At 64.1% G+C, this 23,588-nt stretch carries 24 protein-coding genes and 1 tRNA gene; 11 read left to right on the forward strand and 14 right to left on the reverse strand.

What is annotated here, in order from left to right:
- Positions 1 to 37 precede the first annotated feature (37 nt).
- The 4 genes from ACVRRC_RS10835 (at position 38) to tal (ending at position 4,178) form a co-directional block, all read left to right on the forward strand.
- Positions 38 to 565: a TRAP transporter small permease gene (locus tag ACVRRC_RS10835; protein ID WP_108241684.1), complete on the forward strand. Its 528-nt coding sequence runs from the start codon at positions 38 to 40 to the stop codon at positions 563 to 565.
- Positions 562 to 1,884 (forward strand): TRAP transporter large permease, encoded by a 1,323-nt coding sequence (locus tag ACVRRC_RS10840; RefSeq protein WP_256517210.1) that lies wholly within the window; start codon positions 562 to 564, stop codon positions 1,882 to 1,884. The genes ACVRRC_RS10835 and ACVRRC_RS10840 overlap by 4 nt, the downstream gene beginning before the upstream one ends.
- Positions 1,885 to 2,115: 231 nt before the next feature.
- Complete coding sequence (dusA, locus tag ACVRRC_RS10845; protein ID WP_026012456.1) at positions 2,116 to 3,120, forward strand: tRNA dihydrouridine(20/20a) synthase DusA; 1,005 nt, start codon at positions 2,116 to 2,118, stop codon at positions 3,118 to 3,120.
- 131 nt (positions 3,121 to 3,251) lie between these two features.
- A complete protein-coding gene (tal, locus tag ACVRRC_RS10850) occupies positions 3,252 to 4,178 on the forward strand; it encodes a transaldolase (protein WP_279641953.1) in 927 nt (308 codons plus the stop codon).
- Between the two features lie 7 nt (positions 4,179 to 4,185).
- On the opposite strand, the gene rssC is transcribed toward tal, so the two are convergent.
- Positions 4,186 to 4,668 carry an anti-sigma factor antagonist RssC gene (gene rssC / locus ACVRRC_RS10855; RefSeq protein WP_011912820.1) on the reverse strand — a complete coding sequence of 161 codons (483 nt, stop codon included), beginning with the start codon at positions 4,666 to 4,668 and terminating at the stop codon, positions 4,186 to 4,188.
- Complete coding sequence (rssB, locus tag ACVRRC_RS10860) at positions 4,665 to 5,849, reverse strand: two-component system response regulator RssB (protein WP_013982430.1); 1,185 nt, start codon at positions 5,847 to 5,849, stop codon at positions 4,665 to 4,667. The genes rssC and rssB overlap by 4 nt, the downstream gene beginning before the upstream one ends.
- A 193-nt stretch (positions 5,850 to 6,042) precedes the next feature.
- Between rssB and ACVRRC_RS10865 the strand changes: the two genes are divergently transcribed.
- Positions 6,043 to 6,342, forward strand: a complete 300-nt coding sequence (locus tag ACVRRC_RS10865; protein WP_013982429.1) for a PilZ domain-containing protein — start codon at positions 6,043 to 6,045, stop codon at positions 6,340 to 6,342.
- Positions 6,343 to 6,388: 46 nt separating this feature from the next.
- Here ACVRRC_RS10865 and ACVRRC_RS10870 read toward each other — a convergent pair whose 3' ends face one another.
- Positions 6,389 to 7,090, reverse strand: coding sequence for an MlaA family lipoprotein (locus tag ACVRRC_RS10870; RefSeq protein ID WP_019405843.1), 702 nt, complete (start codon positions 7,088 to 7,090; stop codon positions 6,389 to 6,391).
- Positions 7,091 to 7,304: 214 nt separating this feature from the next.
- Here ACVRRC_RS10870 and ACVRRC_RS10875 point away from each other — a divergent pair, with 214 nt between their 5' ends.
- Positions 7,305 to 7,571, forward strand: coding sequence for a DUF4404 family protein (locus ACVRRC_RS10875; protein ID WP_013982427.1), 267 nt, complete (start codon positions 7,305 to 7,307; stop codon positions 7,569 to 7,571).
- A 36-nt stretch (positions 7,572 to 7,607) separates the two neighbouring features.
- Here the strand turns inward: ACVRRC_RS10875 and queF are convergent, their stop codons facing one another.
- The 8 genes from queF to ACVRRC_RS10915 form a co-directional block, all read right to left on the reverse strand.
- Positions 7,608 to 8,438 (reverse strand): NADPH-dependent 7-cyano-7-deazaguanine reductase QueF, encoded by an 831-nt coding sequence (gene queF / locus ACVRRC_RS10880; protein WP_126526398.1) that lies wholly within the window; start codon positions 8,436 to 8,438, stop codon positions 7,608 to 7,610.
- Between the two features lie 93 nt (positions 8,439 to 8,531).
- Entirely contained in the window at positions 8,532 to 9,311 is a 780-nt protein-coding gene (locus ACVRRC_RS10885; RefSeq protein ID WP_011912814.1) for an ABC transporter permease, read from the reverse strand.
- Positions 9,308 to 10,237 (reverse strand): ABC transporter ATP-binding protein, encoded by a 930-nt coding sequence (locus ACVRRC_RS10890; protein WP_013982425.1) that lies wholly within the window; start codon positions 10,235 to 10,237, stop codon positions 9,308 to 9,310. The genes ACVRRC_RS10885 and ACVRRC_RS10890 overlap by 4 nt, the downstream gene beginning before the upstream one ends.
- A gap of 85 nt (positions 10,238 to 10,322) precedes the next feature.
- Positions 10,323 to 11,321 (reverse strand): succinylglutamate desuccinylase, encoded by a 999-nt coding sequence (locus ACVRRC_RS10895; RefSeq protein ID WP_049341448.1) that lies wholly within the window; start codon positions 11,319 to 11,321, stop codon positions 10,323 to 10,325.
- Positions 11,322 to 11,333: 12 nt separating this feature from the next.
- Positions 11,334 to 11,615, reverse strand: a complete 282-nt coding sequence (locus ACVRRC_RS10900) for a hypothetical protein (RefSeq protein ID WP_011912811.1) — start codon at positions 11,613 to 11,615, stop codon at positions 11,334 to 11,336.
- A gap of 56 nt (positions 11,616 to 11,671) precedes the next feature.
- The gene (locus ACVRRC_RS10905) at positions 11,672 to 12,892 is read right to left on the reverse strand and encodes an aspartate aminotransferase family protein (RefSeq protein WP_472997006.1); all 1,221 of its coding nucleotides are present in this window, start codon (positions 12,890 to 12,892) and stop codon (positions 11,672 to 11,674) included.
- Between the two features lie 141 nt (positions 12,893 to 13,033).
- Complete coding sequence (locus ACVRRC_RS10910; protein WP_013982422.1) at positions 13,034 to 13,723, reverse strand: crotonase/enoyl-CoA hydratase family protein; 690 nt, start codon at positions 13,721 to 13,723, stop codon at positions 13,034 to 13,036.
- Between the two features lie 129 nt (positions 13,724 to 13,852).
- Positions 13,853 to 15,139, reverse strand: a complete 1,287-nt coding sequence (locus tag ACVRRC_RS10915; protein ID WP_017245729.1) for an HD-GYP domain-containing protein — start codon at positions 15,137 to 15,139, stop codon at positions 13,853 to 13,855.
- Positions 15,140 to 15,341: 202 nt separating this feature from the next.
- Between ACVRRC_RS10915 and ACVRRC_RS10920 the strand changes: the two genes are divergently transcribed.
- Positions 15,342 to 15,431 (forward strand) — tRNA-Ser (locus ACVRRC_RS10920).
- A gap of 183 nt (positions 15,432 to 15,614) precedes the next feature.
- The gene (locus tag ACVRRC_RS10925; RefSeq protein ID WP_017245730.1) at positions 15,615 to 16,043 is read left to right on the forward strand and encodes a DUF1810 domain-containing protein; all 429 of its coding nucleotides are present in this window, start codon (positions 15,615 to 15,617) and stop codon (positions 16,041 to 16,043) included.
- Between the two features lie 21 nt (positions 16,044 to 16,064).
- Here ACVRRC_RS10925 and ACVRRC_RS10930 read toward each other — a convergent pair whose 3' ends face one another.
- On the reverse strand, positions 16,065 to 16,577 hold the full coding sequence (locus tag ACVRRC_RS10930; protein ID WP_019405837.1) for a hypothetical protein: 513 nt from the start codon (positions 16,575 to 16,577) through the stop codon (positions 16,065 to 16,067).
- Positions 16,578 to 16,936: 359 nt separating this feature from the next.
- On the opposite strand from ACVRRC_RS10930, the gene ACVRRC_RS10935 reads away from it, so the two are divergent.
- The 3 genes from ACVRRC_RS10935 (at position 16,937) to ACVRRC_RS10945 (ending at position 21,118) form a co-directional block, all read left to right on the forward strand.
- Positions 16,937 to 17,293, forward strand: a complete 357-nt coding sequence (locus ACVRRC_RS10935; protein WP_019405836.1) for a rhodanese-like domain-containing protein — start codon at positions 16,937 to 16,939, stop codon at positions 17,291 to 17,293.
- A 128-nt stretch (positions 17,294 to 17,421) separates the two neighbouring features.
- The gene (locus ACVRRC_RS10940; protein ID WP_045632477.1) at positions 17,422 to 18,561 is read left to right on the forward strand and encodes a mechanosensitive ion channel family protein; all 1,140 of its coding nucleotides are present in this window, start codon (positions 17,422 to 17,424) and stop codon (positions 18,559 to 18,561) included.
- Between the two features lie 112 nt (positions 18,562 to 18,673).
- Entirely contained in the window at positions 18,674 to 21,118 is a 2,445-nt protein-coding gene (locus ACVRRC_RS10945) for an acyl-CoA dehydrogenase (protein WP_472997007.1), read from the forward strand.
- Between the two features lie 124 nt (positions 21,119 to 21,242).
- On the opposite strand, the gene ACVRRC_RS10950 is transcribed toward ACVRRC_RS10945, so the two are convergent.
- Positions 21,243 to 22,844, reverse strand: coding sequence for an ATP-binding protein (locus tag ACVRRC_RS10950; RefSeq protein ID WP_472997008.1), 1,602 nt, complete (start codon positions 22,842 to 22,844; stop codon positions 21,243 to 21,245).
- 11 nt (positions 22,845 to 22,855) lie between these two features.
- Positions 22,856 to 23,572 (reverse strand): winged helix-turn-helix domain-containing protein, encoded by a 717-nt coding sequence (locus ACVRRC_RS10955; protein WP_011912800.1) that lies wholly within the window; start codon positions 23,570 to 23,572, stop codon positions 22,856 to 22,858.
- Positions 23,573 to 23,588: the final 16 nt, after the last annotated feature.

Genomic DNA, 23,588 nt, shown 5'->3' on the forward strand with positions numbered 1-23,588 from the left:
GCGCCAGTTCACCCGGCGCCCTGCTCCGGAGACGTTCATGAGCGAATCTGACGTTCGGGCCGCGACCGTGCCTGCCGATCCGATGGGCCGCGTGCTCGATCGGCTGTCACGGCTGCTGGCCTTCGTCGGCGGCCTGCTGCTGGTGGCCATGACGCTGATGGCGACCTACAGCATCGCCATGCGCACCCTCTTCGACGAACCGCTGCTCGGCGACGTCGAACTGGTGCAGATGGGTTGTGGCATCGCCATCGTGTTCTTTCTGCCGCTGTGCCAGCTCCGCCGCGGCAACGTCATCGTCGATGTATTCACCTTGCGCGCCTCGCCTCGCGTGCGCAGCGCGCTGGATGGCCTGGGCAGCGTGCTTATGGGGTTGGCTGCTGCGCTGCTGGCCTGGCGTTCACTGGTGGGCACGCTGGACGCCTACGGCACCGGCGAGGAATCGATCATCCTGGGCGTGCCGATCTGGTGGTCGATGAGCGCCTTCGCACCGGGCTTCGCGCTATTGGCGGTGGTGGCGTTGTACACCGCCTGGCAGGACTTTCGTGGTGAGGGCAAGCCCGCATGAGCAGTGTCGAAATCGGCGGGCTGTTCCTGGCCGTCCTCCTCGTTTTGCTGGTGGTGCGCATCCCGATCGCCATCGCCATGCTGCTCACCGGTGTCGGCGGCTACGTGGCGATTTCCGGTTGGTCGCCGCTACTCAGCTATCTGAAGACCGTCGCCTATGCGCGCTATACGGTATACGACCTCTCGGTCATTCCGCTTTTCCTGCTGATGGGGCAGTTCGCCTCCCGCGGTGGCCTGGCGACCGGCCTGTTCCGAGCCGCCGCGGCCATGATCGGGCACTGGCGCGGCGGTCTGGCGATGTCGGCCGTTGGCTCCTGTGCTGCCTTTGGCGCCGTCTGCGGCTCATCCATCGCCACCGCGGCGACCATGGGCCAGGTCGCGCTGCCGGAGCTGAAGAAATACAACTACTCGGGCCCGCTTGCGGTGGGCAGCCTGGCCGCCGGGGGCACCCTGGGCATCCTGATTCCGCCGTCGGTGGTGCTGGTGATCTATGCCATCCTCGCCCAGGAAAACATCTCCACGCTGTTCATGGCCGCATTCATCCCCGGCGTGCTGGCGGCAATCGGCTACATGATCGCGATCGCCATTTACGTGCGGATGAACCCGGACGCCGGCCCGGCGCAACCGAAGCTGACCTGGCGCGAGCGGCTGGCCGCGCAGCGTGGCGTCTGGCCGGTGTTCCTGATCTTCCTGCTGGTACTTGGTGGTATCTATGCCGGCTGGTTCACACCGACCGAAGCGGCGGCCATTGGAACCGTGGGCACCGGCCTCTTCGCCGTCGTGCTCGGCGGCATGCGCTGGGCCCAGTTCAAGGAAGTGCTGTTCGGCACCGCGGTCACCACCGGGATGATCTTCATGATCCTGCTCGGCGCCGATGTCATGAACGCCTTCCTCGCCGTGTCGCAGCTCCCGGTGGCGTTGGCCGAGGCGATCAACAATGCAGGCGTGGGGCCCTTCGTGGTGCTCGCCGGTATCCTGATCCTGTACCTGATCCTCGGCTGCGTGATGGACACCATGTCGATGATCCTGCTGACCATCCCGATCTTCTTCCCGCTGATCATGGGGCTGGACTTCTACGGCCTGGATCAGACCGAGAAGGCCATCTGGTTCGGCATCCTCGCACTGATGGTGGTGGAGATCGGCATGATCACCCCGCCGGTGGGCATGAACGTCTACGTGATCAGCAGCATGGCCCGTGACGTACCCCTACGCGACGCCTTCCGCGGCGTGGTGCCCTTCCTGATCTCCGACGTCGTGCGCGTCGTGGTACTGGTGCTCTTCCCCTCGATCACGCTGTGCCTGGTGCGGTGGCTGACATGACTGCCGCGTCCAACTGATCCGATTGCCGCGCCTCCCTCTCCTCGATGCTCCACTTTCGCCCGCCAGCTAACGGGGCATTTTTTCCGGGTTGCGTGCTTGTGCGCCAACCCGTTACCCACCGCTCGGCGTCCGCCATCGAATTCGCTTATCGGGACAGCAGCCACCACCATGCTCAGGCCAGGGTGCGCCTGATAGAATGCGCGGCCGCGATCCAGACCCGACCCCGTCCGTATGACTCTCGACCAAACGCCCTCTGCCACAAAACCGGTGCTGTCCCGCCGCTTCTCCGTCGCACCGATGATGGACTGGACCGACCGCCACTGCCGGTTCTTCCTGCGCCAGCTTTCCAAGCACGCCCTGCTCTACACCGAAATGGTGACGACCGGCGCGCTGCTGCATGGCGATACGGCGCGGTTTCTGCGTTACGACGAGAGCGAACATCCGCTGGCGCTGCAGCTGGGTGGCAGTGTGCCGGGCGATCTGGCGGCGTGCGCGAAGCTCGCCGAGGTCGCGGGTTACGACGAGGTGAATCTCAACGTCGGCTGCCCCAGCGATCGGGTGCAGAACAACATGATCGGCGCCTGCCTGATGGGCCATCCGCAGCTGGTCGCCGACTGCGTGAAGGCCATGCGCGACGCGGTGGGCGTCGAGGTCACCGTCAAGCACCGCATCGGCATCAACGGGCGCGACAGCTATTCCCAGTTGTGCGACTTCGTCGGTCAGGTGCGCGAGGCCGGCTGCCGCAGCTTCACGGTGCATGCTCGCATCGCTATCCTCGAAGGGCTGTCACCCAAGCAGAACCGTGAAGTGCCACCGCTGCGCTACGACGTCGCCGCGCAGCTCAAACGGGATTTCCCGGACCTCGAGATCATCCTCAACGGCGGCATCAAGACGCTGGAAGAATGCCGCGAGCATCTGCAGACCTTCGATGGGGTGATGCTCGGCCGCGAGGCCTACCACAACCCCTATCTGCTGGCGCAGGTCGACAGCAGCCTGTTCGGCAGCAACGCACCGGTGATCAGCCGTGCGCAGGCGCTACGCAACATGCGCCCGTACATAGAACGGCATCTGGCCGAGGGTGGCGCCATGCACCATGTCACCCGCCACGTGCTCGGCCTGGGCCAGGGTTTCCCCGGCGCGCGGCGCTTCCGTCAGCTGCTTTCGGTGGACATTCACAAGACCGACGAGCCGCTGGCGCTGCTCGATCAGGCGACGGCATTGCTCGAGGGCCACTGAAGTCCCGCGGCAAGGAACGCTACCGAGACTATCGGATCAAAGGCCAGGCGCATCCGGGTCCATGCGCTCGTTGAGCGGGCAGACGGGCTCGGGTAAGGTCATGCCACTCACAGGACGGAGCCCTCCTTTATATGACTTCCAAGCTGGAACAACTCAAGCAGTTCACCACCGTTGTCGCCGATACCGGCGATATCGACGCCATTGCCCGCCTGAAGCCCGTGGATGCGACCACCAATCCGTCGCTGCTGCTCAAGGCCGCGGCCATGCCGCGCTACGCCGAGCATCTCGGCAACGCGATGAAGCAATGCCAGGGCGATATCGGCCTGGCCTGCGACCTGTTCGCGGTCGCTGTCGGCAAGCAGATCCTCGAACTCATCCCCGGACGCATTTCCACCGAGGTCGACGCGCGCCTTTCCTTCGACACCCAGGCCATGGTCCAGCGCGGCGAGCGCCTGATCGGTCTGTACGAGCAGGCCGGCATCAGCCGCGAGCGCGTGCTGATCAAGATCGCGTCCACCTGGGAAGGCATCCGCGCCGCCGAGCAACTCGAAAAGGCCGGCATCCAGACCAACCTCACTCTGCTGTTCTCGTTCACCCAGGCGGTGGCCTGTGCCGAGGCCGGCGTGTTTCTGATCTCCCCCTTTGTCGGCCGCATCTACGACTGGTACAAGAAGCATGAAGGCCGCGACTATCAGGGCGCGGAAGATCCGGGCGTGCAGTCGGTCAGCCGCATCTACGACTACTACAAGACGCACGGCTACAAGACGGTGGTGATGGGCGCGAGCTTCCGCAACATTGGCCAGATCGAGGCGCTGGCTGGCTGCGACCGGCTGACCATCAGCCCGGATCTGCTCGGCCAGCTCGCCGAAGCCAGCGGCACGCTGGAGCGCAAGCTGGAGCCGGGCCGCGCATCCGAGCCGCGCATCAGCCTGGATGAGAAGAGCTTCCGCTGGGGGCTGAACGAGGATGCGATGGCGACCGAAAAACTCGCCGAAGGCATCCGTCAGTTCGCAAGGGATCAGGAGAAGCTCGAGGCGCTACTGGCGGAACTGGCCTGAGCTCCGCTTAGGAGCGCTCCAGCGCGGTGACGAGGTCATGGAAGGCCTCGCGGTTGGATTCGTTGAGGCTCATCAGGATACGGTGAGCCTCCAGCACCTTGGCCTTCACCACGTCCTCGGACTGGTCCTGCGAAGGCAGGTCGGCCAGACACTCCGGGCACGGCAGCGGCGTGTCGACGATGTTGAACACCTGATCGAAGCCCATCGATTGCAACAGTCGAGTGATGTCCGGATGGGTGGTGACCAGGGTCGGCAACATGCCGACCTTCTGCCGCGACAGGATCGACAGCTTGGCCAGCAGGCCCAGCGTGGTGCTGTCGATGCTTCGGCTCTCGGTCAGATCGATGACGATGGAAGAGAAATTCAGCGACGAGAAGATCTTCTCGATCGTCGCATCCAGCGCCGAACAGAGCGTCAAACGGATTTCACCAATGAACTTCAGAACAAAGGTGCCATCCATCTCGGCGAACTGGATTCTACCAGTACTCATGCAAGGTTCCTGCTCAACACCAGCAAGGCGATATCGTCGGGCATGTCAGCCAGTTCGGCCAACCCGAAGACTCGACGTAAACCGTCCAGCGTGCCACCAGCGTCCGAGATCAGACCGGGCAACGCAGACTCTTTTTCTTTGAGTGTCTCGCCAGGCAAAAGGTCCAGAATGCCATCGGAGAGCAAGGTCAGGCTGAAGGTCTCCGGCAGCTTCAGCTCGAAATCCTGATAGGTCGCTTCGACGAACAGGCCGACCGGCAGACCGCGTCCTTCCAGGTAGTGGGCGCCCTCGCCCGTATAGAGCACCGGCATCGGCAGATGGCCACCGATGCTGTAGTGCAGCACGTCACGCTCCTGGTCGATCACCCCACCCAGCATGGTCACGTGCTTGCCCAGCTTGCAGTTGATCAGCCCGCGGTTGATATGGTCGAGCACTTCCGAGGGCTTGAACTCGCGCAGCGTACCGCCACGGCGCGACTCGTACAGCAGGCGGGTGGTCATGAACTTGAGCAGCACGGTGACGAATGCCGACGACGCACCGTGGCCGGACACGTCGGCCAGATAGAAGCCGATGCGGCGCTCGTCCACGCGGAAGTAGTCGACGAAGTCGCCGGACAGGTACAGCGAGGGGATGATCTGGTGGGCAAAATCGAAGCCATCAACGCTCCAGGGCGTTACCGGCAGCATGTTCATCTGAACCTGGCGCCCGGCGTCCTGATCTTCCTGCAAGAGATGCAGGCTGGCCTGCAGGTCGCGGTTGGCGGTCTCTAGTTGCTCCCGATAGCGACGATTCTCCAGGCGCAGACGAGAGCGATCCAGCGCGCGGCGAACCGAGTGTTCGAGCATCGCCAGATCTTCGAGCGGCTTGATCAGATAGTCGGCGGCGCCCAAACGCAACGCCTCCACGGCATCGCTCATAACACCGGCACCCGAGACCACGATGACCGGCAGGTCGATCTGGCGCTCACTGATCTGGCGGATCAGTTCCAGGCCGTCCATCTGCGGCATGCGCAGGTCGCAGATCACGAGGTCGGGCTGCTCGGATTCGAAGAGCTCCATACCCTGCGGCCCATTGGCGGCCTGCAGCACACGGAAACCACTGTCATCCAGATAGGCAGCCAGGCTGGCTCGAACCACATCGTCGTCGTCTATGATCAGCAGCGTCGCGCTTGGTTTATGCATGTTCCTACCAGGCGGTGTCGCCAGGATGGTTGGCGAATACATTGGCCCGGCGTGATGCGGGGCATAGGTTCGATTCAAGGCGCAGACGGTACTCCCATACGATCGGGGTTTCAAGCCGACCGGCAGGCGCCTTTACAGGTCGAATTGAGGGGCGCTATAAGAATCCCGCTAGCCATATATAAAAGGTAGAACCATGAGCCAGAAAGACCGCGATTACAGCGAAAAACGCGATTTCATCCGGATGCAGATCGAAACCACCGTCGCGCTGGAACATGGCGACACAAAACTGAGCGGCGTCTGCATCGACCTTTCCAGCACCGGCATGCAGATCCTGGCCAGGACGAACCTGAGCATGGGCGACAAGCTGCGTGTGCTGATCCCTTCCGAGCACAGCGAGCTCAAGGGGCTGGATGCGCAGACCGAAGTAGTGCGCATCAGCCAGCTCGACGATGGCCGTCAGAGCCTGGGCCTGGCCATTCTTTCCATGTCCTGACCCCACTGCCCCGCTCCGGCATTGGCCGCAGCAACTGCGGCCAATATCAGAAATCGTCCTCGACCTCGCCGTCCTTCACCCGGAACTCGCGGTTCTGCAGGTAGGCGTTGCGCACGAAGATGTAGCGATCGCCACGAATCATCTTTTCCGCCGACAGCAGGCTGGCACGCGTATCCACCAGATCCACGCCGCGCGTCACGTTGCGCGTAGGCACGTGACTCATGTGCGGATAGGGCTCGAGGAAGGCATCGGGCACGCGGCCGATCGCATCGCGCACGGTGCTCGGCCCCAGCAACGGCAGCACCACATATGGCCCACTGTCCACCCCCCAGGCGCCCAGGGTCTGGCCGAAATCCTCGTCGTTCTTGTGCAGCCCCATGCGGGTCGCCACATCGAAGAAGCCGAGCACGCCGAACGTGGTGTTGAACAGAATGCGACTGGTGTCGATACCGGCATCGCGGACCTTGCCCTGCAACAGATCGTTGGTCAGCACGATCACATCGCCGAGATTGCTGAACACGTTACCGATGCCGTCTTCGACGAACTCCGGGGTCACCTTCTGATAGCCCTTGGCCAAAGGCTTGAGCGTGTAGGTGTCGACGGTATCGTTGAAGCGGAACACCGCGCGGTTGACGCCTTCCCACGGATCTTCTTCGGCGGCCAGCGCAGGGGCTGCCGCAAGCATGGCGGCGGCAGCGACGAAACTGGCCTTGAGCACGGCGATCCAGGCCGTTGCGATCTTGGGCATTGCTTTTATCTCCCTAGGTTTTTGGTGCATGCGGCGCACCGACGCAGACCGCGCAGTATAGAGCGAACACCCGTTTTGCGGCAGTCAGCCGGACACGCGGCCTGCCCTGCCCCCGCCCACCGATGCAAAGGCACGACAACGCCAGGCCGCTGGTTTAACCTTCGGGTATCGAGGCTTTTACCCGTCGCCCGTAAACCCATGAGAGGGAAGCAAAATGCCGGAACATGATCTGCAGTCGCAGCTCGAAGAACTGCGTAGTCAACTGGCCCAGGACACGCCGCTGACCGATGAGGAGCGCGCTTCGTTACAGGCGATCGCTCAGGATATCGAAGCGCGACTGGCGACCGAGGGCACGACCGAATACAACGACTCGCTGGTGGATGGCGTAAACCTCGCGGTCGAACGCTTCGAGGTCAGCCACCCGGGCATGGCCATGACCCTGCGCAACATCATGCAGACCCTGGCCAATATGGGCATCTGAAAGCCGCTCGCGGGTCGCGCCATGCGACCCGCTGCGTCACTGGCGCACCAGACGGCGGTTGTCCACCACCAGCGCCTCGGTGCTGCGGTACGGGTTGATATCCAGCCCGCCACGGCGCACATAGCGCGCGTAGACGGTGAGCTTCTCGGGCTGCAGCAGACGCTGCAGGTCGAGGAAGATGCGCTCCACGCACTGCTCGTGGAAATCGGCGTGCTGGCGAAAGCTCACCAGATAGGCCAGCAGACTCTCCGGCAGCAGCGCCGCACCGCGATACTCCACCACCACACTGCCCCAGTCCGGCTGGCCGGTGACCGGGCAGTTGGATTTGAGCAGGTGGCTGTGCAGTGATTCCTCGACCACCCGACCGGCATCGCAGGTCAGCAGCTCGGGCCGCGGATGGTCATAGTCCTGAATGGCGACATCCAGTTCGTCGATGCAACGCCCTGGCAGCGTCGCGACGCCATCGGCGGTGACTTCGTCCAGCGTGCGCAGGCGCACCCTGACCGGCTTGCCGGCAGCGGCCGACAGATCGCCGATCATCACTTCCAGCAGCGCGTCCCGTGATTCGAACACCGATTGGTTCAGCGAATTGAGGTAGAGCTTGAACGACTTGGACTCGATGATGTTCGGCGAGTCCGCCGGAATCTCGAATTCGCCGATCGCCACCACCGGCTTGCCGGACGGCAGCAGCCAGGACAGCTCGTAGCAATTCCACAGATCCACGCCCTGATAGGGCAGCGTTTCTGCGGTCAGCCCGAGCTCGGCCCACTTCGGCGCACGCGGAATCGGGAACAGCAGCCCCGGGCTGTAGGTGGCGACGTAGTCGCTGGACTTGCCCAGCGGAGAATGTTCGGCGGGATGCTGCATCGGAAGGGAACCTGAACGGAAAACGCCGCGAAGTTTAGCGCTTCGCGGCGTTCTTTTCAGCGCCATCGACGCTGCGGGCGGACGAAGCGACTGTTATTGCCTCATGCCTCGCCCACTCTTGAGCAGGTGCACGGATACCAAATAGAGCACCGCCACCGCTACCAGCATGAAGCTGATCGCAACCCCGATGCGGATATCCGAAACGCCGAGAATGCCGTAGCGGAAGGCATTGACCATGTGCAGCACCGGGTTGGCCAGCGACAGCGTCTGCCAGAACGGCGACAGCAGGTTGATCGAGTAGAACACACCGCCCAGGTAGGTCAGCGGCGTCAGCACGAACGTCGGGATGATCGAGATATCGTCGAAGTTGCGCGCGAACACGGCGTTGATGAAGCCGCCCAGGGCGAAGATGCTCGCGGTCAGGGTGATGACCAGCACCGTCACGCCGAGATGGTGCACCTGCAGCGATGTGAAGAACATCGACAGCAGCGTGACGATCACCGCCACCGCCAGCCCGCGGGTGATCCCGCCCAGAGCGAAGCCGATGACAATGACGTGCGGCGACACCGGCGAGACCAGCAGTTCCTCGATGGAGCGCTGAAACTTGGTGCTGAAGAAGCTCGATACGACATTGCTGTAGGAGTTTGTGATCACCGACATCATGATCAGCCCCGGCACGATGTAGTCCATGTAGCTGAAGCCATCCATGTCACCGATCCGCGCGCCGATCAGGCTGCCGAAGATGACGAAGTACAGCACCATGGTGATCGCCGGGGGCAGCAGCGTCTGGGGCCAGATGCGCGTATAGCGACGGATCTCTCGCTGCACTATGGTCTGCAGCGCAACCAGGTTGGGACGCAGTTCGCCGCTCATGACTTCACCTTCAGGTTGTTCTCCACCAGCGACACGAACAGCTCCTCCAGCCGGTTGGTCTTGTTGCGCAGGCTCAGCACCTCGATGCCCTGGGCGCCGAGCAGACGGAACAGCTCGGTGACACCCTGGCTTTTCTCCACCTGCACTTCGAGGGTGTGATGGTCGATCAGCCGCGACGGATAGTTGCCCAGTTCAGGCGCCACCAGTTGCGACTCTTTGAGATCGAGCAGGAAGGTTTCCACGTGCAGCTGCTTGAGCAACTCGCGCATGCTGGTGTTCTTGACGATCTGGCCGTGATCGATGATGCCGATGTTGCGGCACAGCTGCTCGGCCTCTTCCAGGTAGTGAGTGGTGAGGATGATGGTGATCCCCTCGCGGTTGAGTTCGGTGAGGAACGACCACATCGACCTGCGCAGCTCGATGTCCACGCCGGCGGTGGGCTCATCGAGAATCAACAGGCGCGGCTGATGGATCAGCGCCCGGGCGATCATCAGACGACGCTTCATGCCGCCGGAGAGCATGCGCGAGGACACGTCACGCTTGTCCCACAGGCCCAGCTGGTTCAGGTAGCGCTCCGCGCGCTCCTTGGCGATCTTCGCCGGAATGCCGTAATACCCGGCCTGGGTGACCAAGATGTCGAAGGCCTTCTCGAACTGGTTGAAGTTGAATTCCTGCGGCACCACGCCCAGGCAGCGCTTGAGCCCGGACGGGTCGCGATCCAGGTCGTGGCCGAACACGTTGACCGTGCCGCCACTCTTGTTCACCAGGGTCGAGAGGATGCCGATGGTGGTGGACTTGCCGGCGCCATTGGGGCCGAGCAACGCGAAAAAGTCGCCTTCGGCGACATCGAGATCGATGCCCTTGAGGGCCTGGAAGCCGTTGCCGTAGGTCTTGGTCAACTGCCGGATGGACAGAGCAGTACTCATAAGAAGGTGCACACAACGCAGGAGGAGTGAAGCTAGATAAGGGCGCGAGCAGCCAATTGCAACCGCGCATTTCCCGGCGCGGGTATCACTGCCCTGCCTCGAGCCGCTCCAGCGGCACGACGATCAGCGCGGCACGCTGGCCTTCGGCGACGTCGGCCATGGGAAACAGAATGCGGGCGCCCGGTTCGTCGACCACCCAGCGCGCCGCCTCATCCTCGGCCAGCAAGCTGCCGAGCGGCAGCGGTGTGAAGTTCTCGATATCCGGCGGCAGACACAGCCGGAACCGCGGGCTGCGCTTGATGATCTCGCGAGAAATCTGCAGCAGCTGCAGCTCGGCCCCGGAACCGACCGGCAGCGTTCGCCCCTCGATCATTGCGATCAATCCGGTTTCGAACGCCAGCACGGCAGGGTGCACGGCCTCCACCCCGCTTTCGGCGAGTTCGAGGGTGAAGGCCTCGGCGCCATGTCGCATGGCAGTCAGCGCGGTGAAGGTGGACGTGGCCTGACGCTGCAACAGGACGCCATTGATGGCCAGCCCCTGCAGCCGGGCCAGCGCCTCGGCGGGCGCCTGTTGGTCTTCGCGCCAGGGACAGATGGCGAACTGGGGCAGGCGCGACGGACGCATCGCCGAGTGCAGATCATAGTGCCGGCGCTGGCGCCCGGAACCACCGAAGAAGCTGCTGACCAATGCTTCCAGCTCCGCCGCACGAATGGCCTCGCTGCCCCAGACATCGGCATGCGCGCCCCGGAACAGGCGATTGAGGTCATGGTCGACCTGCCGCAGCGTCCGCCGCATCGCCGCCGGGTTGGCGAACAGCAGCAACAGGCGTGCACGGGTCCTGATCTCGCCACGGGCGAGCGCTCGGATCAGGTGATCCAGCACATGGATGGGGACGAGTTCGTTGCCATGAACGCCTGCAGAGATCAGCAGGTCGAGGCCGAGGTCGGTGCTGGCGGGCGGAGAAACGAGCAGCGCGCCCTCGGCCAGCCAGTGCAGCTTCACCCCATGCGGGGTGAGCTGGATCTTCTCGCAGGGCTCACGGCCGGCGAGGGTCAGCTCCAGCAGCTTGCCGAGGGCGAGCATGCCGGGCCGCGGTCAGTGGTTGCAGTCGGGGCCGTGGACGTGCTCGTCGTCATCGGCCTCGACCGGCTCCATTTCCAGCTGCAGGCTGACCAGGTTGGTCGCCAGCGGGCGCAGCACCAGATTGGCGTATTCGGTATCGCCATCCTCGACATCCACCCCGATCATCAGCTGGCCGTTGCCGACCTGTTGAATCCATACCTCGCGCCCCTGCCAGACGACCGCGAAGCGGGTGCAGGAGGTTTCCAGTTGGGTTCCGTCGACGTCTTCCAGAACCAGTTGCAGGCTATCGCTCATTGAGTGTGCTCTCGTTTGGTAGAGGCGCGATGCCCTTCGGCACCGCGCAGGATTGATCAGGCCTGGGTCAGCGTCGCGATGGCGCGCTCGAAACGATCCAGCCCCTCGTCTATGTCAGCTTCGTCGATGATCAGACTCGGCGCCAGGCGAACCACGTCCGGCCCTGCCTGCAGCACCATCAGCGCCTCCTTCTCCGCCGCGGCCCAGAATGCACCGGCCTTGCCTTTCCAGGCATCCGAGAGCACGCAGCCGATCAACAGGCCGCGGCCGCGGACCTGGCTGAACACGCCGTAGCGCTCACCGATCTGCAACAGCCTGGCCTTGAAGCGCTCGTGGCGGGCCTTGACGCCCTCCAGCACCTCCGGGGTGTTGACGATATCCAGCACCGTCTCGGCCACCGCGCAGGCCAGCGGATTGCCGCCGTACGTGGTGCCGTGGGTACCGACGCTGAAATGGGCGGCGATCTCGTTGGTGGTCAGCATCGCACCGATCGGGAAGCCGCCACCAAGGCTCTTGGCGTTGGTCAGAATGTCCGGCGTGACGCCATAGTGCATGTAGGCGAACAGCTCACCGGTACGGCCCAGACCGGTCTGCACCTCATCGAAGATCAGCAGCGCGTTGTGCTCGTTGCACAGCTGGCGTGCGCCTTCCAGGTACGCCTGTTCGCCCGGCAGGATGCCGCTCTCGCCCTGGATCGGTTCGAGCACCACGGCACAGGTCTTGTCGGAGATCGCCGCCTTCAGCGCTTTGAGGTCGTTGTAAGGCACGTGAGTAATGCCTTCGATCTTCGGCCCGAAGCCATCGGAGTACTTCGACTGCCCGCCCACCGTGACGGTGAACAGGGTGCGGCCGTGAAAGCTGTTGAACGCCGAGATGATCTCGAATTTCTGCGGGCCGTACACATCATGGGCGTAGCGACGGGCCAGTTTGAACGCCGCCTCGTTGGCCTCTGCACCGGAATTGCAGAAGAAGGCGCGGTCGGCGAAGGTCGCCGCCACCAGCTTCTTGGCCAGGCGCAGCGCCGGCTCGTTGGTATAGATGTTGGAGATGTGCCAGAGCTTGCCAGCCTGCTCCGTCAGTGCCGCGATCATGGCCGGATGGGCATGGCCCAGGGCGTTGACCGCGATGCCGCCAGCGAAGTCCACCAGTTCTCGACCGCTCTGATCCCATACTCGCGAGCCCAGACCACGCACCGGCACGAAGGCGGCGGGGGCGAAAGTGGGAACAATGACCTGGTCGAAATCGGCGCGTTCTACCGGGGTGTGCGGGGCGGACATCGGGGCTCTCCTGCGAGGCGACACTGAATGAGAAATGAAAACGCCCCGCCATCGGCGGGGCGTCACTTGCGCAGTGTAAACGCAGGGCCGGCCCTCGTGCGCACTCGAACGGAAATTCTCTCGCGCAGTGGGCCTGCCGGGTCAGCCGAAGTGCTGCTGATCCAGGGCGATCGCCTGGTCCAGCGTCTCCAGCAGCGCCTTGCGCACTTTCAGCTTGGTGTTCTTGTGCGCCACCATGTTGATCTTTTTCAGCTGCTCGGCAGCCGCCTTAGCCACCGCCAGCAGCTCACCGGCTGGCACTACCTTGTCGAGGAAGCCGGCATCCACTGCGCCTGCCGGGTCGAACATCTCGCCATTGATCACCGAGCGATGGAATGCCGACTTGCGCAGGCGATCACGTGCCAGCTCGATACCAGCGTGGTGCATGGTCATGCCGATCTGCACCTCGTTGAGGCCGATATGGAAAGGGCCCTCGACCCCGATGCGGTAATCCGACGACAAGAGCAGGAAGGCGCCCTTCGCGATGGCGTGCCCCGGGCAGGCGACGATGATCGGGAATGGATGCGCCAGCATGCGGCGGGAGAAGGTCGAGCCGGTGGCGACCAGTGCCATGGCATTCTGCGGGCTAGAGGTCATGACCTTGAGGTCGTAGCCACCGGAAAGGATGCCGGGCTGGCCGGTGAGGATGACGATGGCCCGGTCCTGCTCGGCGCGATCCAGCGCCGCATTGAGCGCCTCGAATACCGCAGGCGAGAGCGCGTTGACCTTGCCGTTGCAGAGCGTCAGCGTGGCGACGCCGTCTTCGAATTGGTAGGAGACCAGCTCAGTCATGACGAGATTCCTTGTTCTTGAAGTGCGCAGACGTTACCCAGCACCCGGGTTCAGGTAAAGCACGATGACCGACCGGCCGGTCACGCTTTGCGCCTGGAAACGGCGGCGCAGGCGGTCGGATGCCAGGGCTCAGGCGTCCAGTTCGAAGTCGGCCAGGGCCTGCGGATGCAGAATCGACTGCAACTCCGGATCGGCGATATGCAAACCGAAGGAGCCATCGGGCAGCCCACCGCAGATGCGATAAGGCGTGCCCTCCTCGTCCACGGTGATCCGCGCCAGGTCCAGATAACGCGGCGTGCAGCGCTGCTTTGCCGCATCGCGCAGCACCACGACCCGCGGGCGCAGCTGCAGCTGCTCGTGCTTTTCGACCACCACCGCCACTTCGCCGGTGTGCAGTTCGACCAGCGTGCCGACCGGGAAGGCGCCGAGCCAACGGATGAATTCGCGCACCAGCTCCTCGTCGAATTGCCGGCCACTGGCGCTGCGCAGGATCTCGAACGCCGACTGCACCGGTCGCGCGTAATCGTAGGCGCGATGACTGGTGATGGCATCGAACGCATCGACGATGGTGATGATGCGCGTCATGTAGGGAATCTGTGACGGCCCGGAGCCAAGCGGATAGCCAGTGCCATCGAGCCGTTCGTGATGACCGTAGGCGGCCTGCAGCGCCACCTGGGGTATGCCCGGCTGCGCCTGTAGCGCCTCCAGCCCGAACGCCGGATGGCGCTTGATCAGATCGAATTCCTCGGCGGTGAGTTTGCCCGGCTTGTTGAGAATCTCGGGATCGATGCGCATCTTGCCAACGTCATGCAGCAGTCCGGCCATGCCCAGCAGCTGCAGCTTGTCATCCGCCAGGCCGAGGTGATTGCCGAATCCCATCGCCATGATCGAAACGGACAGGCAGTGCAGGCTGGTATACAGGTCCTTGCTCTTCAGCCGGATCAGCCAGAGCATCGCGCTTTCATTGCGCAGCATGCTCGCCAGGTTGCGCTTGACCACGCCATGGCAGGCCCGCGTGTCGATCACTCGGCCATGCTGCACGTCGGCGAGAACCTGTTCGATCAGCTCAGAGCCGTCCCGATAAGCCGCGCGAGCCTCTTCTATCTCGCTGGCCAGTGGCTGCTGCGGCCGCTGCGGGGTCTTGCGTTCGCGCGGCGCCACGGCGGCGGGTGCACCGTGCTGTAACCGGACCCGCCGCGTATCGTCGACATACACATACAGGCAGCACTCGCGCACGGCACGCATCTCGTCGGGCGTGAGCAGTGGAAATCCCTGAAAGGCGAAATTCGTTTCGCTCCATGGACGGTCCAGCTCACAGACGAACATGCCCAGTTCCAAGTTGGCCACCGCCACCCGACGTCGGGTAGGCACCACCAAGGTATCGGGATGGTTGTCTGACTCGCTTGTCAGTCTCATGGGACAGCCGCGCTCCATTCGCTTGCCTTCAACATAACCCAAGCGAACGCCGAGGTTGCAACTCAGTCTAGCGGAACGTGCAGCCCATCACCCGAGCGAAGCGGATTTGTTAAGCGCATGAATAAGTTAAAAAAGTTTTTGCCAAAGGCCATTCGTTCGATTACATTAGCGCGCCTCGACGGACATGAACCTCCGTCGATCCGGTGAGGTGTCCGAGCGGTTGAAGGAGCACGCCTGGAAAGTGTGTATACGAGAAATCGTATCGAGGGTTCGAATCCCTCCCTCACCGCCAGATCGAAGAAAAGCCCCTGACTTCCAAGAAGTCAGGGGCTTTTTCGTTTCGGGTGCCTATATGTCATGGCTGCCTCGCACCCCGATGACTGGCGACCACCACGCCGCATGTCCAGGAGCCGTTGCCAGTCCCCGCCACCTGTAGCATGTTCAAGGCGTTGCTTCACGACGGGATGCCTTGCCCATGAACGACCCATTCGACCTGCAGCGCTTTATCGATGCCCAGCGCGACCACTACGAACAGGCGCTGCAGGAGCTGCGCGCCGGGCGAAAACGGACGCACTGGATGTGGTACGTATTCCCGCAACTGCATGGGCTGGGCCGTAGCGCCATGGCGCAGCGCTACGCCATTTCCGGGCGGGACGAAGCCCTCGCCTATCTGCAACACCCTTTGCTCGGGCCCCGCCTGCAGGCCTGCACCCAGGCAATGCTCGAACACCGGGCCACCAGCGCGCACCGGATTCTGGGCAGCCCGGACGATCTCAAGTTCCACTCCTGCATGACCTTGTTCGCCCGTACCGCGCAGCAGCCAGCCTTGTTCGAAGACGCCCTGCAGGCCTTTTTCGACGGTCAGCCGGACAGGGCGACGCTGGAACGCCTGGACGGCTGCTGATCAGGAAAGCGTCAGCGCCGATCAAGGCTGCCCGGCCGCACCGCCAGTCGGGCCACCGGTCGCCGCACCGCCACTGCTGGATCCGGCGGCACCGTTACCGTCATCTGTTCCCAATCCACCCGGCGGGGTGACGCCGCCCGGGCTGGCGTTTCCATTGGCACCACCTGGCGTGCCCGGAGTCTGGGTTGCGCCGGGTGCAGGGGCAGTCCCGGCACCACCACTGGGCTGCTGCATATTGTCCTGGGTGCTGGGCAAGCCGGCTCCGGCCGGGGGGTTGGCGGTACCTGGAACGTTCGGCTGCGGATTGACCGCATCGCTCTGCACGCCGCCGCGATTGATACCCTGCGTCTGATTCTGCGAGGCATCCGACTCGCGGATTCGGTTGATATCCCGGCCGATCTGCTGGCGATTGTCCTCCAAATCGGCGCCCATCTGATCACGCTCCTGCTGCAGCGTCATGTCCTGCTGCTGGGCGAAGGCGGCGGTGGATGCGGCACTGAGCAGCACCAACAGCGATAGCATTGGCTTGTTCATCGGTAGCCCTCCAGTTCTGTCTACTCATGGAAGACAACCTGAAGATGCGCTTGGCTCCCTTCTTCAGCCCGATTGCTGGTGTGGAACTTGCTTGCATCTTTCCGCCAGGGCCGAATGATCAGCGCGTCTCGTTTTCGCAGAGAGCTTTCTGGAAACCGCGGGCCGCGTGCCGTCTCAGCCATCGCGACAAGGCGACAATCCGCTACACAAAAGAATAAAAGGCCATGTCATGCTCAAGCAGAAGAAATTTCGTCAGGCGACACTGATCGTGATCGCCACGGCAGTGATCCTGATCCTGCCAAACCTGTCCCGCATATTCAGCTGAGCGCGCCCCACAGCGCGCCGCGAGGAGTCCGAAAATGCGCGCTCTCACCCTACTGCTGCTCGGCGCTCTCGGCTTCGGCGCCAACGCCGGCGAGATTGACCAGGCCGCCGCCCTCAAGCTCCTGCAGCAACCGGAAACCGTGCTGATCGATGTTCGAACCGCGGACGAGTTCGCCGAAGGCGCCCTGCCCGGCGCGGTTCGCATCGAGACGCCGGACCTGGCCCGACACATCGGCGCCCTGGCGCCCGCCAAAGACACGCCCATCGTCGTCTATTGCCGTAGCGGCCGACGCTCTTCGGCCGCCCAGGACGTTCTCGAGGGGCTCGGCTACAGCCGCGTCGTCAACGCCGGCGCTTACGAAACGCTCGCCCCGGCGTTCAGTCCCGACTGATCCTGCCCTCACGCCGCACTAGGCGCCCCACCTTCGGCAGACCACCGACAAGGGAACTTCTGCGCAGCGAGGACCACTGAAAAACGTGGTCTTCGCCGCATTCATGCGCACCCTTACCGGAGGATTGGATGAACTGGGACGCCCTGCTAAACGAGACTTTCTGGATCAACCTGGCCATCGTGCTGGGCATCACCATCGTCAGCTTTCTGGTCCTGCGCACCATTCTAGGCATCGTGACCCGACGCCTGAGCAAGCTGGCGACCGGAGCGAAGACCAAGTTTCTCGGCATCGCAGCTGAACTGCTTTCGCGCACCAGCAACCTGCTGATCCTGGCTTTCTCACTGCTCATCGCCCTGAAGACGGTCGAATTGTCGCCACGCTGGGAATCGACCATGTCCCATGGCTGGTTCATCGCCCTGGCGTTCCAGATCGCCCTGTGGATGGATACCGGCGTGCGCCTGTGGATGGAGAGCCTGACCCGCGACGGCAAGGCGCGTAATCCGGTGACCACGACCATCATCGGCATCATGATCCGCATCGTGGTCTGGACCATGATGCTGCTGTCGATCCTGGCCAACCTGGGCGTCGACATCACCGCCATGATCGCCAGCCTCGGCGTCGGCGGTATCGCCATCGCGCTGGCCGTGCAGACGCTGCTCAGCGACATCTTCGCCTCGCTGTCCATCGGCGTGGACAAGCCCTTCGAGATCGGCGACTTCGTGGTGTTCGGCGCGGTGGCCGGCAACATCGAGCATATCGGCCTGAAGACCACCCGCATCCGCGCCCTGAGCGGCGAGCAGGTGGTGATCGCCAACGCCGACCTGCTGCGCCAGATCGTGCACAACTACAAGCGCATGAACACGCGGCGGATCGTCTTCAAGTTCGGCATCACCTACAACACGCCGACCGAGAAGGTGAAGGAAGTCGCTGCCCTGGTGAAACGCATCATCGAGGGCATCGAGGTGGCCAAGTTCGATCGCGCGCATTTCCTGGGGTTCGACGACAGCCAGCTGACCTTCGAAGTCGTCTACATCATGCAGGTATCGGACTACAACCGGTACATGGACACCCAGCAGGCGATCAACCTGGCTCTGCTCGAAGGCCTGCGCGAAATGGACGTACAGTTTGCCTTCCCGACCCGCAGCGTCGAGTTCATTGGCGGGCGACTGCCCGAGGTCAGCGTGGCCGGCGTGCCGCAGGAGAAAGCGGCCAACCAGCCCGCCGGCGATGCCGAAAGCCAACCGCGCGGGATCCAGCCCAGCACCTGATGAATCACCCGCCGCAGGCCGACGGCCTGCGGCGACACCGCGTCCCACGCCCGCTCGGCCGCGAGCGCCTATGCTGAAGACGGAAGCATTTCACCCATAAAGGACAAGACTCATGACGCTGCTCTGGCTGTTGGTACTCCTGCTCGGCATCGCCGTGCTCGCCCACCTGCGCGTAGCGCCCCGGCTGGCACTGGCGATCGTCGCCACCTACCTGATCTTCATGACCGCGGCGGAAACCTCCGGGGTGGTGGTGTTCCTGCTCTGGCTGGTGCTGATCGCCGTGGCCGTGCCACTGCTCGTCGCCGATGTGCGCCTGCGCTATTTCAGCGGCCCTATGTTCGACTGGTTCAAGAAAGTCCTACCGCCGATTTCCGCCACCGAGCGCGACGCCATCGACGCCGGCACCGTCTGGTGGGATGGCGAGCTGTTCAGCGGCCGCCCGGATTGGGACACCCTGCTCGGCTATCCGAAGGCGCGTCTCACGAATGAAGAACAGGCCTTCCTCGACGGCCCAACCGAAACCCTCTGTGCGCTGGCCAGCGAATGGGACATCGCCCAACGGATGGACCTGCCGCCCGCCGCCTGGGACTACATCAAGGCCGAAGGCTTCTTTGCCCTGATCATCCCCAAGGAATATGGCGGCAAGGGCTTCTCCGCCTATGCCCATTCGCAGATCGTGATGAAGCTCGCCACCCGCAGCGGCGACCTTGCCAGCACCGTGATGGTGCCCAACTCCCTCGGCCCGGCCGAGCTGCTGATGCACTACGGCACCGAGGAGCAACGCAATCACTATCTGCCGCGCCTGGCCAACGGCACCGACATCCCCTGCTTCGCCCTCACCGGCCCCTACGCCGGGAGCGATGCGGGCGCCATGAACGACAGCGGCGTGATCTGCCGCGGCCAATGGCAAGGCGAGGAAGTGCTCGGCCTGCGCCTGAACTGGGAGAAGCGCTACATCACCCTCGGCCCGGTGGCGACGCTGCTCGGCGTGGCCTTCAAGACCTACGACCCGGACCACCTGCTGGGCGATGAAGAAGAGCTCGGCATCAGCCTGGCACTGATCCCCACCGACACGCCCGGCGTTGAGATCGGCCGTCGCCATCTGCCACTGGGCGCAGCCTTCATGAATGGGCCGAACTGGGGCAAGGACGTCTTCGTGCCACTGGAAGCCATCATCGGCGGCCGCGACATGATCGGCAAAGGCTGGATGATGCTGATGAACTGCCTGTCGGTCGGCCGCTCGATCTCCCTGCCGGCGACCGGCACCAGCGCCGCCAAGGTCTGCAGCTACGTGAGCGGTCGCTATGCGCAGGTCCGCGAGCAGTTCAACGTTCCGCTCGCCGCCTTCGAAGGCATCCAGGAACCGCTGGCGCGCATCGGCGGCAACGCCTGGCTGATGGACGCGGCACGTATCCTCACCGCCAACGCCGTCGACCTGGGCGAAAAGCCCTCGGTGCTGTCGGCCATTCTCAAGTACCACCTCACCGAACGCGGCCGCGCCTGCATCACCGACGCCATGGATATCCACGGCGGCAAGGGCATCATCCTCGGCCCGAACAACTACCTCGGCCGGATGTGGCTGTCGGCGCCGATCTCCATCACCGTGGAAGGTGCCAATATCCTCTCGCGCAACCTGATGATCTTCGGCCAGGGCGCGATCCGCTGCCATCCGTTCGTGCTGCGGGAAATGGAGCTGGTCCATGAGCCGGACCGCGACGCCGCGGTGAACAAGTTCGACGACCTGCTGATGCAGCACATCGGCTTCGCCGTCAGCAACACGGCCAGCACCCTGCTGCTGGGTCTGAGCTTCGGCCTGATGGGGCGAGTGCCCGGCACCGCCGTGACGCAGCCCTACTTCCGCGCGCTCAACCGCATCGCCGCAGCCTTCGCCATGCTGGCCGATCTGTCGATGATGCTGCTGGGTGGCGAGCTCAAGCGTCGCGAACGGCTGTCAGCGCGCCTGGGCGACGTGCTCAGTCATCTCTACCTCGCCTCGGCTGCGCTCAAGCAGTTCCACGACCTCGGCCACCCGGCCGAACAGGAGCCGCTGCTGCGCTGGGCGCTGGAGGACAGCCTGGAGAAAGCCGAAAACGCGCTGCAGGAAGTGCTGGCCAACTTCCCCAACCGCATTCTCGGGCACCTGCTGCATGCCCTGGTGTTCCCCTTCGGGGCACGGCACAAGGGGCCGTCCGACGCGCTGGATGCCGAAGTCGCCGCTCTGCTCGGCCGCCCCGAGGGCGATCCGGCGCTGGAACGCATCCTCGACGGCATGTATCGCCCGCAGGACCCCGAGCAGCCTCTGGGCGCGCTGAAGCATGCCTTCGATGCCCTGGCCGCCAGCCAGGGTGCGGCGAAGAAGCTGGCCAGGGCGATGAAAGGCGGCACGCTGCGGCCGTTGCCCGGCGAACATCCGATCGATGCAGCGCTGACCGCCGGCGCGCTCGATCCGGCCGAAGCCGAACAGCTGCGCATGGCCGAGCTGGCGCGCCGCAAGGTGATCGACGTGGATGACTTCGCCAAGGAAGAGCTGACGCTGGATGAAGGCCGGATTCGTTGATGGAGATTGGGGCGCGGGCACTACGTAGCATTCGCGTAGGGTGGGCTCAGCCCACCAGCCCTCGCCCTCGCCACAGCTTCCAGCGGGCTGAAGCCCGCCCTACCGCAGCTGTGGGAACGTCAGCTCAATCCACGTGCTGTCGCGGCCAGACCAGACTGAAACGCGCGCCACCGAGCTCGCTGTGCCCGACCTGGGAACGGCCGCCATGCCAGTAGATGATGCGTCGCACGATGGACAGGCCCAGCCCATGCCCGCCCGACGCACGGGTGCGGCTGTCGTCCAGACGCAGGAATGGCGTGAAGACCTTTTCCCAGTCCGCTTCCGGCACACCGGGGCCGTCGTCGTCCACATCCAGCCGCGCCGTTTGCCCGTTGATGACGAAGCTGACCCGTACCTGTCGCTCGGCATGGCGCATGGCATTGGTGATCAGGTTGCTCAGCGCGCGGCGCAGGTACTGCGGCTCGGCATCGGCCCAACCGCTGCCGTCTTCAGCGACCACGCACTCGCCGCGATCGACGCTGACATCAGGGCGCAAGGGCGCCAGTTCGCCGATCACCTGATCGACCAGCGCCCCCAGTTCCACCCGCTGGAAACTCAGGTTCGGCGAACCGCGCTCCAGCCGTGAATACACCAGCATCTCGTCCACTAGTGCGTCGAGGTCGTCGATGTCGCCATCCATGCCGGCCAGGTATTTCTGCCGCGCCTCGTCGGTCTGGGCCTCGGCGGTCATCTCCAAGCCGAAGCGCAGGCGCGCGACAGGAGTGCGCAGCTCGTGGGCGACGGCGCTGACCATCTCCCGCTGTACTGCCAGCAAGCGCTGCAGATGCTTGGCCATGCCATTGAAGGCCGCCGCCAGTCGGCCCACCGAGTCGGTGCCGACATCCGGCACGCGGGTTTCCAGATTGCCCGCGGCGATGCGCGTGGCTGCGCTTTCCAGCACGCTCAGGCGCTGCTCGAGCTGGCGCACCAGCAGGTAGACCGTCAGGCCAATCAGCGACAGCCCGAGCACACCGATCAGTACCAGCAGCTGCGGCGGATAGGGATTCATCTGATGCAGCGGGCCGAGCTGCATGATCCAGCGCGTACCGGCGATGGCGGCGAACACGCGCACGGCATCACCGCCGCGGGCCAGGGCCATGACGGTGTCGCCTTCGTCCAGGCGTCTGCGCTGATCGTCGTCGAGGTTGGCATTGTCGCGGGTCAGCAGCTCCAGATCGAAGCCGAAGCCGCGCGCCTGCTTCAGCTCGGCGAGCCGCCTGGGCTGCTCCGCTTCGGGATAGCGGATCAGCTCGTCGATCAGCAGATAGATGGTGGCGCGCGCCAGCTGCTCGCTCAGCTGCTCGACCTCGCCGGTGAGCACCAGCCGATCGCGGGCGCTGACCAGGCTGAATACCGTGGTGCTGCGCGGCCGGATCTGCTCGACCAGCACCTGCCCGCGTAGAAGGCGCGCCTCCAGCCGGCTATCCAGGCTGACATCGTCCAGCGTCCGCACCCGCAGCGGAATGCCCAGCAGCCGCCCCCAGAGATTGGCGGCCTGGCGCCGCTCGACGGGCGTCATGCTGCTCATGTTGTGCGCCATCAGGCGGAAGGTGCCGCTGGCCAGGCGCTCGCGGTGATCGTCGGCGCGAAACTGGTTGAGCAGATGCAGCCCGCCGGCGCCGAGCAGCGCGACCAGCACCAGCACGCCGAGCATGCCGCCGTAGATGCGCAGGAAGATCGAATTCATGGAGAACGGCGCTACACCAGCGCCGCAGCCGCTTCGGAAACGAACAGATAGCCCTTGCCGCGCACCGTCTTGATCAGCCTGGGGTGATCCGGGTCATCGCCGATCTTCGGGCGGATACGCGAAATGCGCACATCGATGGAGCGGTCCTGGCCGTCGTATTCGATGCCACGCAACTGGGCGAAGATTTCTTCACGGGAGAGGATGCGCCCCGGGTTGGACGTGAGCAGCCAGAGCAGATCGAACTCGGCGCCGGTCAGCTCGATCTGGTGTTCGCGCAACCAGGCCTCGCGCAGGGCGCTGTCGATCACCAGCGGGCCGAACTGCAGGCGCTTGGCGCTGGCCGGCACTTCCGCCTCTCGGCGCCGCAACAGGGCGCGGATGCGCGCCAGCAGCAGCCGCGGCCGCACCGGCTTGCAGACGTAATCGTCGGCGCCGGTTTCCAGCCCCAGCACCTGATCGAGATCATCGGCCCGCGCGGTGAGCATGAGGATCGGCCCATCGTAGCGGTCGCGCACCCGTCGGCAGATAGACAGGCCGTCTTCGCCGGGCAGCATCAGATCGAGCACCACCAGGTCCGGACGCTCCTCGATGATGCGCTCGACCGCACAGGCGCCGTCCGACTCGATCGACACCTCGAAGCCGCCATTGCCGTGCAGATACTCCTGCGTCAGCTCGGCCAGTCGCCGATCGTCCTCGACGATGAGAATACGCCACGTCTCTTGTTCCATCCCCGCCCCCTGTCTA

It is taken from the genome of Stutzerimonas sp. LR2 (assembly GCF_055755175.1).